Annotated in this window: 12 protein-coding genes; 4 read left to right on the top strand and 8 right to left on the bottom strand. The window is 62.5% G+C overall.

Going from position 1 to position 12948, the window contains the following annotated elements; genetic code table 11:
- The first annotated feature begins 20 nt into the window (after nt 1-20).
- The 4 genes from BH682_RS29205 to BH682_RS29190 all read left to right on the top strand — a co-directional run bounded on the left by BH682_RS29205 (nt 21) and on the right by BH682_RS29190 (nt 3527).
- Nucleotides 21-1163: a sensor histidine kinase gene (locus BH682_RS29205; RefSeq protein ID WP_007735262.1), complete on the top strand. Its 1143-nt coding sequence runs from the start codon at nt 21-23 to the stop codon at nt 1161-1163.
- Nucleotides 1160-1774, top strand: a complete 615-nt coding sequence (locus BH682_RS29200) for a response regulator transcription factor (protein WP_003946002.1) — start codon at nt 1160-1162, stop codon at nt 1772-1774. The genes BH682_RS29205 and BH682_RS29200 overlap by 4 nt, the downstream gene beginning before the upstream one ends.
- A 152-nt stretch (nt 1775-1926) precedes the next feature.
- The gene (locus BH682_RS29195) at nt 1927-2334 is read left to right on the top strand and encodes a YciI family protein (protein WP_003945999.1); all 408 of its coding nucleotides are present in this window, start codon (nt 1927-1929) and stop codon (nt 2332-2334) included.
- A gap of 8 nt (nt 2335-2342) precedes the next feature.
- A complete protein-coding gene (locus BH682_RS29190; protein WP_054187259.1) occupies nt 2343-3527 on the top strand; it encodes an RNA polymerase sigma factor in 1185 nt (394 codons plus the stop codon).
- On the opposite strand, the gene BH682_RS29185 is transcribed toward BH682_RS29190, so the two are convergent.
- The 8 genes from BH682_RS29185 to BH682_RS29150 form a co-directional block, all read right to left on the bottom strand.
- Nucleotides 3513-4259, bottom strand: a complete 747-nt coding sequence (locus tag BH682_RS29185) for an amino acid ABC transporter ATP-binding protein (RefSeq protein WP_003946070.1) — start codon at nt 4257-4259, stop codon at nt 3513-3515. The two genes, BH682_RS29190 and BH682_RS29185, sit on opposite strands and share 15 nt — an antisense overlap.
- A 4-nt stretch (nt 4260-4263) precedes the next feature.
- Nucleotides 4264-6081, bottom strand: a complete 1818-nt coding sequence (locus BH682_RS29180) for an ABC transporter substrate-binding protein/permease (protein WP_003946057.1) — start codon at nt 6079-6081, stop codon at nt 4264-4266.
- A gap of 151 nt (nt 6082-6232) precedes the next feature.
- Nucleotides 6233-7147, bottom strand: a complete 915-nt coding sequence (locus BH682_RS29175; RefSeq protein WP_063315374.1) for an SMP-30/gluconolactonase/LRE family protein — start codon at nt 7145-7147, stop codon at nt 6233-6235.
- Nucleotides 7148-7178: 31 nt separating this feature from the next.
- Complete coding sequence (gene zigA, locus BH682_RS29170) at nt 7179-8378, bottom strand: zinc metallochaperone GTPase ZigA (protein ID WP_075835027.1); 1200 nt, start codon at nt 8376-8378, stop codon at nt 7179-7181.
- 98 nt (nt 8379-8476) lie between these two features.
- A complete protein-coding gene (gene nthB / locus BH682_RS29165; RefSeq protein WP_042450645.1) occupies nt 8477-9115 on the bottom strand; it encodes a nitrile hydratase subunit beta in 639 nt (212 codons plus the stop codon).
- Between the two features lie 26 nt (nt 9116-9141).
- Complete coding sequence (gene nthA, locus BH682_RS29160; RefSeq protein ID WP_003946052.1) at nt 9142-9765, bottom strand: nitrile hydratase subunit alpha; 624 nt, start codon at nt 9763-9765, stop codon at nt 9142-9144.
- 73 nt (nt 9766-9838) lie between these two features.
- Nucleotides 9839-11404 carry an amidase gene (locus tag BH682_RS29155; protein ID WP_075835025.1) on the bottom strand — a complete coding sequence of 522 codons (1566 nt, stop codon included), beginning with the start codon at nt 11402-11404 and terminating at the stop codon, nt 9839-9841.
- Nucleotides 11405-11518: 114 nt separating this feature from the next.
- Nucleotides 11519-12925, bottom strand: coding sequence for a substrate-binding protein (locus BH682_RS29150; RefSeq protein WP_054187255.1), 1407 nt, complete (start codon nt 12923-12925; stop codon nt 11519-11521).
- Nucleotides 12926-12948: the final 23 nt, after the last annotated feature.

The following is a 12948-nucleotide window of genomic DNA, read 5'->3' as shown; positions in this document are numbered from 1 at the left end:
ACTCTGAGAAGGTAGTGGGCATGATCGCGCAGAACTTCGGACGCTGGAATCCGAGACGGACGTGGCGAACCGCGTCGAACGTCGACAAGGTTCGCCTCTACACGCGGCAATCGTTCATCATGGTCGCAGTGGTTTTCGGTGGCTTCGGTGCGGTCACCGAGATAGTTGCGGATCGGTACCTGTCGGGTGTCTTCCTCGGAATCAGTGCCGTTGCGTGCGTCATCGCCGTGTCTCGGATGCCTGATCTGGGCGGAGTCGTGGCCAAGCCCGTCCAGATTCCTCTTGCCGTGATGACGTTGTCGGCGTTCTGCTCGGCGGGAATTGCCTTGGGAAGCAATGGCGAGAACGGCCCGTACTTCTGGCTGGCGGCAATCCTTGTCGTGCCACTTGCGGGGTTGACGTCGTTGCGCTGGCTGATCGTGGGCTCGGTGGCCGCCGGGGTTGTACTGGGACTGCTTGCGGGTCCGGAAAGCGGCGTGTCCGTCGGAATCGTCGCCGCCTTCATGGGGCTGACCGTCTACATGTCGGTGTGGCTGCTGCGGATGGTCACCGAATTGGACGAGGCACGCGGAGCCGCTGCCGCTCTGTCCGTCGCCGAGGAACGGTTGCGATTTTCACGCGACCTCCATGACGTCGTCGGGCGGGCACTGTCTGCAATTGCGGTGAAAAGTGAACTTGCAGCTACTCTTTCACGACGTGGCGACGATCGTGCCGCCGCGCAGATGGACGAAGTACGCGAACTTGCGCAAGATTCACTCGACGAAGCGCGCGAGTTGGTTCGGGGATACCGGTCCATCGCCTTGGCGTCCGAGCTGGCCGGTGCGCAGTCTCTGCTCGAGGCCGCCGGAATCTCCACCGCGATACGTGGATCGGCAGATCAGCTGCCGGTGGAACTGGCCGAAGCTGCCGCCTGGGTCGTCCGCGAAGGAGTGACCAACATTCTCCGGCACTCGAGTGCCGAGAATTGCAGCATCGAGGTGTTCGCGGACGGCGTCGTGATCGCCAACGACGGCGCACGGATCGCAGAGCCGAACAACGGAACCGGCCTGAACGGATTGCGCGAGCGCGTCGGCGCCGTCGGAGGAATTGTCGAAACCGTGCAGGACGAAGATCGCTTCACCCTCACCGCCCACTTTCCGTCCCGAACGAAGGAGTCTCGGTGACCGAGCCGATCAAGGTACTGCTGGCCGACGACGAGAACCTGATCCGCTCGGCTCTGGCCATGATGTTGTCGCTCGAGGACGACATAGTTGTCGTCGCGGAAGCCGAATCCGGCGAGGATGCCGTGGTCGCTGCTGCAAAACATCAACCTGACGTAGCCGTGCTCGACCTTCAAATGGCAGGTATCGACGGCATCGAGACGGCGCAACAGATTGCGCAGACGGTCTCGGGGTGCGTCTCGATCATCGTGACGAGCCACGGGCGTCCCGGGTATCTGAAGAAGGCACTGTCAGCAGGCGTCCGAGGATTTCTGCCGAAGACGACGCCTGCGGCGACGCTCGCCGAGGTGGTCCGCAGCGTCCACGCGGGCGGGAGGTACGTCGACCCGTCGTTGGCTGCCGAGGCGATCGGCGCCGGCGACTCACCGCTTACTCCGCGCGAGGCGGACGTACTCGAATACGCGGCCGACGGGGCATCCATCGAGCAGATCGCTTCCCGGGCACACCTGTCTGCGGGTACCACCCGAAACTATTTGTCGTCAGCTGTCACCAAACTAGGTGCAGCCAATCGGCACGAAGCTGCAGTGATCGCTCGCCGGCAGGGGTGGATTTAGGGCCTCCGGCCCCGTGCGCCTTTCTGGTTGCGGGCACTACCAAAAAGGCGCACAGGGCCGAAGGCCCCGCAATGTCGAGAATCCCCGACTTGCTTCGTCCCTGTAGTGAAGTGCGACCAGAATGGGTGGCACCGACACAGAGGAGATTCACGATGGCCAAGTACTTGCTGCTCAAGCACTACCGCGGCGCTCCGGCTGCAGTCAACGACGTGCCGATGGACCAGTGGACGCCGGACGAGATCACTGCCCACGTGAAGTACATGCAGGACTTCGCGGATCGGCTCGAGAAGGCGGGCGAGTTCGTCGACGGTCAGGCTCTCGCTCCTGAGGGCACTTTTGTCCGGTACGACGGTGAGGGTCGCCCGCCGGTCACCGACGGTCCGTTCGCGGAAACCAAGGACCTCATTGCCGGCTGGATGGTGATCGACGTCGACAACTACGACCGTGCCGTCCAATTGGCCGGCGAGCTTTCGGCCGCGCCCGGCGCAGGCGGGAAGCCGATTCACGAATGGCTCGAACTGCGCCCGTTCCTGACCGAGCCGCCGACCATCACGGACTGAAACCTGTCATGGACGACGCCCTGCTTCGGAGTCTGACTCCGAGCGTGCTCGGCATCCTCGTCCGCCGCGGAGCAGATTTCGCGTCGGCCGAGGACGCCGTGCAGGACGCTCTGCTCGAGGCGGTCAGGGTCTGGCCGGACAACCCGCCGCGGGACCCGAAGGGCTGGCTGGTCACGGTGGCCTGGCGGCGATTCCTCGACGGGATCCGGTCGGATGCGGCTCGCCGTAAGCGGGAGTTTCTGGCTGACGAGCAGCCAGGCGAGCGGCCGGTCAGCGGGTCGGTGCCGGGCGTGGACGACACACTCCAGCTCTACTTTTTGTGCGCGCACCCGTCGTTGACGCCGTCGTCCGCCGTCGCACTCACGCTGCGCGCTGTCGGCGGGCTGACCACCCGCCAGATTGCGCAGGCCTACCTGGTGCCCGAGGCGACTATGGCTCAGCGCATCAGCCGAGCCAAGCGCACGGTCTCCGGCGTCCGGTTCGAGCAACCCGGCGATGTCGCCACCGTCCTGCGTGTCCTCTATCTGGTCTTCAACGAGGGGTACTCCGGCGACGTCGACCTGGCTGCCGAGGCCATCCGGCTCACCCGGCAGTTGGCGGCCGCGATCGATCACCCCGAAGTCGCAGGGTTGCTCGCACTGATGCTGCTCCATCACGCTCGTCGAGCCGCGCGAACTGCCGCGGACGGCAGTCTGGTTCCGCTAGCCGAGCAGGATCGCAGCCGGTGGGACACCGATTCGATTGCCGAAGGAGTCGCAATCCTCCAGTCAGCTCTCGCCCGCGACCGGCTCGGTGAGTTCCAGGCCCAGGCCGCCATTGCCGCACTCCATGCCGACGCTTTCACAGCAGACGAGACCGACTGGGTGCAGATCGTGGAGTGGTACGACGAACTCGCAGCCTTGACCGACAGCCCGATCGTCCGGCTCAACCGAGCGGTGGCCGTCGGCGAGGCAGACGGACCACGCGCCGGATTGGCAGCTCTTGCAGCGCTGGACGATTCACTTCCACGCCATGCCGCAGTCGAGGCCTATCTGCGTGAACGCGACGGAGACCTGGAGTCGGCGGCGAGGTTGTATGCCGATGCAGCGCACAAGGCATCCAACCTCGCCGAACGCGACCATCTGATGCTTCAGGCGTCGAGGATCAACGCCCGTCGATCCCCTGCAAGCGCCCCTGAGTCAGAGAACCTGTGAGAGGAACGCCTGCAGTCGATCTGTTTCGGGATCGTCGAAAAGCTGTTCCGGAGTACCGGTTTCGACAACGGCGCCGCGATCCATGAACAGCACCTTGTCGGAAACGGAACGCGCGAAACCCATTTCGTGCGTCACGACGACCATGGTCATGCCGGACTTCGCGAGATCGGCCATCAATGCCAGAACACCCTTGACCAGTTCGGGGTCGAGAGCTGACGTCGCCTCGTCGAAGAACATGACCTCGGGCTTCATCGCCAGGGCGCGGGCAATGGCGACGCGCTGCTGCTGACCACCCGAAAGGTTGCCGGGCCGCGAGTCGGCCTTCTCCCTGAGCCCCACCAGATCCAGCTGCTCGAGCGCGAGCGCCCGAGCTTGTTCCTTCGACAAACCCTTGAGCTTGTTCGGCCCGAGTGCGATGTTCTCGGCGACGGTCTTGTGTGGGAACAGGTTGAAGTGCTGGAACACCATGCCGATCCGCTGGCGTAGCTCGTCGGGGTTGTCCTTCAGGACGGACTTCCCGTCGAGCAGCACGTCACCCTGCTCGGGCTCGTGCAGACGGTTCAGCACGCGCAGGAGCGTCGACTTGCCCGAACCGGAGGGCCCGATGACGGTGACGGTGTTTCCGGCGTCGACGTGCAGGTTGACGCCGCGAAGCACCTTGTTGGTACCGAAGGACAGATGCAGGTCCTTGCCGGTGAGCGATACGGACTTCAGTTCAGAGCTGGTGGTCATGTCCTCAGCCCCTTTCCACGACGATGGCCTGCTCGAGCGGATCCAACGTGCCTGAAGTGTCGGCGCGTCCGGTCCGGAGTCGGTTGTCGATGTAGTTGACGAGGTGCGTCAGCGGGATGGTCAGAGCAAGGTAGAACAAGCCTGCCGCAACGAGCGGGGACAGGCTGCCGGTCTGGGCGTTGAGATCACGTCCGACGGCAAAGAGTTCCCGCTGGGTGACGAGCAGACCGAGGAAGTAGATCAGCGACGAGTCCTTGATCAGCGAGATGAACTGGTTCATCAACGCCGGCAGAACGCGTCGTACACCCTGCGGGATGACGACCAGCGACATGGACTTTCGGTAGCTGAAACCGAGGGCACGTGAAGCCTCGAGCTGCCCGGACTCGACGCTCTGGATTCCGGATCTGAAGATCTCACCGATGTATGCCGACGCGAGCAGTGACAGTGCCGCGACACCGAGCCAGTACGGATTGCTACCGGTGATTCCCTTGACGATCGGTCCGACGCCGAGCCCGATGATCAAGATGATGACGACTGCGGGCAGGCCACGGAAGATGTCGGTGTAGACGCGGGCCGGCCAGCGCAGCCAACGGGTGCGCGAGATACCGGCGACAGCGAGCAGCATGCCGAGGATCGTGCCGATGATGCCGGACGCGAGCGCAAGGATCAGGGTGTTGGGAAGACCGGTCTTGAGGAGATCGGGGAATGCCTTCTTGTACAGATCCCAGTCGAAGAACGTGTCCTTGAGCTGTTCGAGCGTCGACTTCGGTTGGTACGACGCGGTATCGCCACCGTCGCCGTTTGCTGCGTTTTCCGCGGCAATGGCTGCGAAGTCGGGCAGTTCTGGAGTGGCCGCGGCCTTGGATCCGGGCTTCCAGCCTTCAGGGAGTTGGCGCGGTACCCAGTCGGCGTACAGCTGAGACCAGGTTCCGTCGTCGATGACTGCGTCGAGGCCGGAGTTGAGGGCGTCGATCAGCGGCTGGTTTTCCTTGTTCACCGCCCAACCGACGAAGTTGTTGACCGAGAAGGTGTTCTGGATGATCGAGGTCGGATCACCGGGAGCGATTGCACCTTCGGCCTGCTGAGACGGAGCTACCCAGGCGTCGATCTGTCCGGACTTGAGGTTCGCGTACGCCGTGGCGTAGTCGGGAAACTTCACGGGATCGAGCTTGAGCGTGTTCACGACGTAGTCGTCCTGCACGGTTCCCTGCACGACGCCGATGCGCTTGGAGGCATCCAGGTCTCCGAAGCCGGTGATCGGGCTGCCGTTAGGCACGACGAGGGAGAAGTATCCGAAGTCGTAACCGTTGGTGAAGCCGACGGTGTTGCGACGGTCGTCCGTGGTGGTGATGGACGACGAGCCGACGTCGAAGCGTCGACCGGCAACCTGGGCGAGAAGCCCGGCGAACTCGGTGCCGACGAACTCGACCTTCAGGCCCAGCTTGTCCGCGACGGCCTTCAGCAGCTCGTTGTCGTATCCGGTGTACTGATTCTCGGAGTTGACGCAGATGCTCGGGGGCGCGTCACCGAGCGTGCCGACCGTGATGACCCCGGGTTTGATCAGATTCAGCTTCGAGGTGTCGATCTGATCGACCGGGGTGACGGTGGCCGTGGTGTAGCGGTCTTCGGCGCCCGCACCCGCTGCCGCGTCCAGATTGGTGGGCGCCGCGGTTGCAGCTCCCACTCCTGGAGGTGCACACAGGTCTGTGGGGGCTGCCGACGAATCCGAGCCACTCGAGCACGATGACAGAGTCAGCGCCAGGAGGGCAGTGAGGAGCAGTGCCACCACCAGGCGGATCTTCGCTGCGACGGAAGAAAACATGCGTGCAGCGTAAACCTAAGGGTAGCCATTTCTCCGTGTAGAACTGTTGACAGTTTTCGGACAAGGGGCCGTTGCGCTGCGGGCATGCCTTCAAATCAGCGTGATTTTAAGTATCGCCAGGTCGGGGAATCTCGTGCCGAAGAGATCGGCATCAGCGGACGGGTGCGAGTTCGACGCCCGACGGAGGTACCAGGCGACGCAGCGTTCCGTCGAAGCCGGTGACGTAGAGCGCCCAGCCGTCGCCGTCCTGTCCTATACGCACTGAACTCGGCCCGTTCCACCCACTCGACAGACCCGAAGCGACGACGCAGGAAGTGCCGGTTTCAGGGTGTACGCGATAGATCGAGCCTTCGACGTGAGCAGCGGCGTAGAGCATTCCATCCTGCGACATGGTCAGATCGTCGAGGCCGGGTATCAGGCTCGGGACCGTCGCTACAACTGTCCACGCGTCAGGGGTATCCAAGGGCACTCGAATGATCTGACCGGTGAACAGGTCATCGGTGTACACGGCTCGATGATCCGGACTGAGCGCGAGTCCCTCCGAACGCGGCACTGTCGACCAATTGGGCACGACGGCTCCGGAGTCGTGCAGATAGCGCGAGACGCCCTTTGGCGGACCTCCTTCTGTTCCGACCCACGTGGTCAGCAGATCGCCGTCGGGAAGCCGGAGCAGGCCGTTGCCCGCGAAGTCGACGGGTGCGGACAGCTGATCCGTCGAGGTGTCCAGGTGCCACAGCTTGCCGTCCTGTCTGGTGAGGAAGGACAGCCTCGAACCGTCGAGTTGCAAACCGCCAGGGGCAGCCATGTCGTCGAGGACAGTTCGTACCTGTCCTGCGGCGTCGACGTGATAGATCTTCGACTCGCCGGAGAGGTAGAACCCGCCGTTGTCATCGGGCTCGAGGTTTTCGAGCTGTTCCAACCCTTGCGCTACGGTTTCGACCCGCCACTCGCCGCACATCGGCGCGACTGTCCAGGTGGCCCCCGCCGGCGTAGCTGCGGCCACGGTCCCGGCTGCGATCGCCGCGACGATCAACAACGCCCGAGTTCGGTTGCGTGATACCCCCATTGCGCACAACTTACGGCAAACCGGACCAATATCAAACGGTCTGGTCGGTATAGCCGACGCCCAGGGGGTCGCTCCAGGTGGTCCACACGTCTGGCCCGAGTTCGATCTCGGCTGTGGTGAGTAGACACGCGTCGAGTTCTCGGTGCAGTCGAGACGGGTCGATGGCTTGGCCGATGAAGACGAGTTCTTGTCGGCAGTCTCCGACGGGTTCTTCCCACTTGTCGAGGATTCCGTCACGACGGTAATCGTCGGCCGGCCACTCGTCACGGGGTAGAAACTTCCACCAACGGCCGACGTATCCGTGGCGAATGAGATGACCGGCCTGAGAAATACTCCCGATCTCGGTGAACCGGCCGGCATTCCAGTAGTAGCCCTTGGCCCGAAGTAACTTTCCGTTGGTCCACTCGCTGCTGAGGAAATCATGCAGCCGTTGGGGGTGGAAGGGTGCGCGCTCGCGGTACACCACCGAACCGATTCCGTACTCCTCGGTTTCGGGGATGTGTTCACCTTGGAGTTCTTGTAACCATCCGGGGGCCTGTGCAGCCTTTTCGAGTGAGAACAAACCGGTGTCGAGAATCGTGTCGAGTGGGATGCGACCGAGCGTCATCGGAACTATCGCAGCGGATGCGTTCAAAGAGCGCAGGACTGCGGTCAATTCGACCAGGTGCTGGTGCGAGACGAGATCGGCCTTGCTCACCAGGATGACGTCGGCAAATTCGATCTGATCGACAAGCAGATCCGCGATGTCTCGTTCGTCTTCCGGGGCATCGGCTTCGACGCGGCCCCCAGCCGTGTAGTCGCGCAGAAAACTGTGGCCGTCGACGACGGTGACCATGGTGTCGAGTCGGGCGACGTCGGCGAGGGCGTGGCCGTCGGTATCGATGAATGTGAACGTCTCTGCGACGGGAAGCGGTTCGGAGATGCCCGAAGATTCGATGAGTAGGTAGTCGAATCGGCCATCGGCGGCCAAGGCACTGATCTCGGAGAGAAGATCCTCTCGCAGAGTGCAGCAGATGCAGCCGTTGGTCATCTCGACCAGTTTCTCCTCGGAGCGACTGAGCGAGATCTCACGCTCGACTTCTGCACTGTCGATGTTGATTTCGCTCATGTCGTTGACGATCACCGCAACCCGGCGGCCCTCCCGATTTCGCAGGATCTCGTTGAGTAGTGTCGTCTTCCCGGCGCCCAGGAAACCTGACAGCACCGTGACCGGAAGTCGTGTGTCGACCATGATTTCCAGTGTCCTTCCGAATGAGAGAATTGCTGTGATCAGGCGGCGGTCACGCGAAACGCTGTGATCGCGTGACCGCCGCCCGGAATGTTGGACGATCAGGCCGCAGGCTCGAGGTAACCCTCGAAGAGGTCGACTACGACGCTGCCGCCGTCGGTGTCGCTACCGAACAATTCCTCGGCGGCGAACTTCACGTGGTACGTCGGTTCTTCGCCGGCGTCGTTGCGCCCGTGGCCAATTGCGTCGGGAAACGGCCACTTCTCGCTAGTCCGATGAGAGATGGTTCCCACTCGTCCGCGGCAGTACGCAGGCATTCGAATATGCCCCGGAACGTACTCGTCGCGCACGCGTACTCGCTGACCGATTTCGAAGGTGGTCGTCTCGACGGGTGCCGGACGCCCTTCGGATTCGCTGGGCCGCGACAGTGGGAACGGTCCCCCTGCAAGGCTTTCGAGTTCTTCCTGCGTCAGGATTCCCTTTTCGACCATCAGTGTCGCGACGCCGATGACGTACCTCTCGTAGTACGGGGTCATCATGTAGTGGCGTGGTTCCATCCGCTCGACGACGTATCGAACTTCGTCGACGCTGAATGCCCCGAGTTCGGCGACACCGGCGAACATCAGGCTGTACGGCAGGTGTTCCCACTCGGCGTGGAAGGTGGGGCCGATGTCGGCGTTGACGGTATGCGGGACTTTGCCGAAGCCTTGAACTCCGGCAAGATCGTGTACTCCATCCATGGTGTGCTTCTTTCTTGTCGGGGTGATCAGACGGTGGGGACCTGCGGGACTGCGACGCCGATCAGGCAGTCCTTGGTGACGATCTCTTGAAGCTGTTCCTGGCTCCAGCCTTCGGTGCCTGCGGGACGTTGCGGGAGAACCATGTAGCGAGTTTCGGCGGTGGTGTCGTAGACGCGGATCTCGACGTCCGACGCGATCTCGGTTCCCATCTCGGAGAGAACCTTCCGTGGCTCACGCACCACTCGCGCACGGTATTCGAAACTCTTGTACCAGGTAGGGGGCAGGCCGAGAATGGGCCACGCGGTGCATGAACACAGCGAGCACACGATCACATTCTTGAGGGTCGGGGTGTCTTCGACTGCCACGATGTATTCGCCCTGGGGGCCAAGATATCCGTACTGGGCAACCGCGGCGGTACCGTCGGTGAGAAGCAGTTGCCGGAAATCGGGGTCGGTCCAAGCCCGCGCGACCAATTCCGCTCCGCGCCTTGGACTGAAGTCCTCCTCGAAGGTCTTCTTCCATCCCTCGACGTAACCGTCGGGTACCAATCCCTTACCGTCGAGTGCGCGGAACAGGGCCCACGCGCGATCGGAGACCGGCGCCTGGGCCGGTGCGGCGTTCTCCGTTGTGTGGTCGATCGTTACTGACATCTGGTTCACCTTTTCTATGCGGGCTGATCATGTGTGAATCGGTGGAATTTGTTGTGCAAGTGCGGATACAGAACTAGGTGAGGCTGAGTTGTGGTGCAGAGTCGGAGATGTGGTCGGCAGGCGTCGGAAACGCGCCGCGAAGCTTTTCGAATGCGCGCCCGACCCGGAGGACCGTCGCATCGTCGAAGGTCTTGCCGGTGATCATCATTCCGACCGGAAGCCCGTTCACCAGGCCGGCGGGAACGGACAGGGACGGATGTCCGGTCACGTCGAACGGTGCTGTGTTGGCGATCATCCCGAGAGCCTTCGTGATGAAGGTTGCACGATCCACGTCCTTCGCCGGTAGTTCGGATGCGACGTAGGGCAGTGTGGGCATCACCAGGACGTCGAATTGTCTCAAGGCAGTGTCGTAGGCGGCGCGGGCGAGCGGTACGAGGTTCCGGGCTTTGCCGTAGCTCGCGCCGCCGAGGGTGGTGATGCCGTGGTGGCCGGTCAGAGCCACCAGTTTGACGGTTTCGGACAGAGCGTCGGCGTGCTGAAGGCGTCGAGAAGCAAAGTGTGCCATCAGTTCCGGATCGTACAAACCTTCGGCGTTCATGCCGTATCCGTTGCCGTCCAACATCTGGTAGGCACCACCGTCCGTGGCGATCACGTTCCAGATGTGGAAAGCATGTAGGTGCCACGGGATGTTTACTTCCTCTACCGTGCAACCGATTTCGGACAGACTGTGTGCCGCTGCGCGGACTGCGTCGTCGACCTCGGGCTGTGAGACCGCGTGCCCGAAACCTTCTCGAACGATCCCGATTCGCAGACCATCCACATCGGAGTCGAGGGTGGACAGATAGTCACCTGCTTCGACGCTGTCGGCTTGGCGTGGGTCGTTACCGTCGCGACCGGCGATGACCGAGAGCATCAGTGCGGCATCGTGGACCGTGCGTGTGATCGGGCCGAGATGGTCGATTGTTCGCTCGATGGGAAATGCACCGGTATACGGGACGAGCCCGAACGTCGGCTTGTGTCCGACGACGCCGCAGAATGCCGCCGGGATCCGGATCGATCCACCCTGATCCCCGCCGATGGCAAAATCGACGTCACCGTTTGCGACGAGAGCCGCACTGCCACCGGATGATCCACCTGCTTCACGCTGTGGGTCCCATGGATTGCGGACCGGTCCGCTTGCCGGTGTGAAGCTCGAACCGGAGAAACACAGGTCCTCACACACAGCTTTGCCCGCGACGGTTGCACCGGCCGCCAGTAGTCGAGTGACCACAGTCGCGTCGCGAGACGGAGTGAACCCCTCTACTGTCCGAGACCCGTTCATCATCGGAACTCCGGCCACGGTCACGTTGTCCTTGATCGCCACGCGTCGGCCGGTCAGGACGCCGTCCGACGTCGGCGGGATGCTTGTGGTCACATACCAAGCGCTCAAAGGATTTTCGCTCGATGTTGGCACCGTGTGCTCACGTGACGTGGTCGGCGGGGTTGCCTCGTCGGCGTACAACTGGTCGACGACGTCGTAGGAGCCCAGTGCTCCGTCGATCAGTGCCGGCCACTCGAGCCGGGCTGATTGGTCGAGAGTGATGCCGTAATGCTTTGCGGCGGTGTCTATTGCATTGTCGTCAGGTCGGATTGTCGCCATGAGAAGTGTGCTCCTGATGTGATCGGCTTCACTTGTCTTTCAGACTAGGGCCGGATCCATAATTGCGTCAATAGGTATCGACATATTGACTCGTTAAGTTCGGGTTACGCGCGCTCAGAGAGAACGGGGGTACAGGCGCCCACGGCGTGATTCAGCGAGCAGAATCGGTCGATGCAGTGGAACGCCGTTGTTCGTAGAGCTTTTCGACGTCGTGACAAGCTGCCGAAGTACTGTTTCCGGATCGCCTGCGGACGTTCGTTCGACGGCGCGTGCGTAAGCGACGATCGCTTCGTACGTTGTCTCCGACAGGGAACTGAGCGGAGGCAGGAGTTCGTTCGAGCTCGCGCTGTATCGCTTTTCGAGGTCGTGATCGCCGGCTGCGGATTGAAAGTAGCCGAATGCCGCCCAGACTCCGTCAGCATCGGAATTGCCGATGAGCTGCTGAGTGGCCTCGTCGAGGACCAATGCAAACGTCCGCGTGGTGGCCCGCAGTCCGTGCTGGGCGCATTGTCGTTCGAAGAAGACCTCGTCATGGCCCACCAGGGTGGAAAGAATCAGTTCGGCCCCGGAGTCGGCTATCGACTCGATGATGCGTGAGAAGTCGGTTGTCCCCAACGGTACGTAGACTTCGCCGGCCACCGAACCTGTGGATTCGGCGATCACACGCCGGGCCGCCCAATGCGCTCCGAACGACCACGAATACTGCTGGCCGACCAGGAACCAAGTGCGAGAACCGGTCTCGGACATCATTGCGGGTATGCCCGCTCGCGTCTGGTCGAGTGGTCGCTCACCTAATCGAAGGACTCCCGGACGCGATCGACCTCCCTCGTTGAGAACTGTGTGCACCAACAACACACCGGTGTTCTGCAATGCAGATGCAGCGGCATTGAAGGTCGACGATGTCACGCACGCGAAAACGGCGCGACATCCGCTTTTCACCAATCGCAGTGCGGTCGCCGCTCCGGCCGCCGAGTCGGAAGCGTCATCGCCGATCACCAAGTCGACGAGAACGCCGCCGATGCCGCCGTCGGCATTGATTTCTTCCACGGCCAGGGCTGCGAGTGTTTCAGTCGCCTGGGCGAATACAGCTGCCGGGCCGGATTTGCTGACCAGCAGCCCGATCCGATGTCGGTCGGAACGCGGAGGTTCGGGTGGAGCGAATCCGCGCTTGTTGGCAAGCCAGGAAATGCCGTCCTGATCGAGGCTGGACTCGAGAACGATCCGGGTCCCGGCGCCGTCGGGAAAGAACCGGATCGTCAGGCGGCCGCGCCACGGTTGGTGGTGCACGATCACGACCGATCGGCCCCGCTTCACGCCGGCGACGTATCCCAACAGCGTGATCGGCATTCCGACTGGATCTGCGCGTGCGCCGTCGCCGACGGGAAGGGAGATGGCGGCAGCGGCCCCGACCGTCAGTTGCTCACATTCGAGTTCGAGCAGTTGCCCCGTTTCGAGGCGCTCGAAGGCTGACCCTGGTGGGTCGGTCGTCACGATCTGTGCCGTTACGGAGAGACCTGGCACGTTCTACTTCCTGCCTGAAATAG

It is taken from the genome of Rhodococcus sp. YL-1 (assembly GCF_001942025.1).
Classification (GTDB): domain Bacteria; phylum Actinomycetota; class Actinomycetes; order Mycobacteriales; family Mycobacteriaceae; genus Rhodococcus_F; species Rhodococcus_F qingshengii.
This window is presented reverse-complemented; position numbering and strand designations above follow the sequence as displayed.

Bases quoted from the DNA above. Each gene is read 5' to 3' on its own strand.
- BH682_RS29175 (WP_063315374.1), bottom strand. From the start codon at position 7,147: ATGGGGGTATCACGCAACCGAACTCGGGCGTTGTTGATCGTCGCGGCG.
- nthB (WP_042450645.1), bottom strand. From the start codon at position 9,115: ATGGATGGAGTACACGATCTTGCCGGAGTTCAAGGCTTCGGCAAAGTC.
- BH682_RS29180 (WP_003946057.1), bottom strand. From the start codon at position 6,081: ATGTTTTCTTCCGTCGCAGCGAAGATCCGCCTGGTGGTGGCACTGCTC.
- BH682_RS29155 (WP_075835025.1), bottom strand. From the start codon at position 11,404: ATGGCGACAATCCGACCTGACGACAATGCAATAGACACCGCCGCAAAG.
- BH682_RS29185 (WP_003946070.1), bottom strand. From the start codon at position 4,259: ATGACCACCAGCTCTGAACTGAAGTCCGTATCGCTCACCGGCAAGGAC.
- BH682_RS29190 (WP_054187259.1), top strand. From the start codon at position 2,343: ATGGACGACGCCCTGCTTCGGAGTCTGACTCCGAGCGTGCTCGGCATC.
- BH682_RS29205 (WP_007735262.1), top strand. From the start codon at position 21: ATGATCGCGCAGAACTTCGGACGCTGGAATCCGAGACGGACGTGGCGA.
- nthA (WP_003946052.1), bottom strand. From the start codon at position 9,765: ATGTCAGTAACGATCGACCACACAACGGAGAACGCCGCACCGGCCCAG.
- BH682_RS29195 (WP_003945999.1), top strand. From the start codon at position 1,927: ATGGCCAAGTACTTGCTGCTCAAGCACTACCGCGGCGCTCCGGCTGCA.
- zigA (WP_075835027.1), bottom strand. From the start codon at position 8,378: ATGGTCGACACACGACTTCCGGTCACGGTGCTGTCAGGTTTCCTGGGC.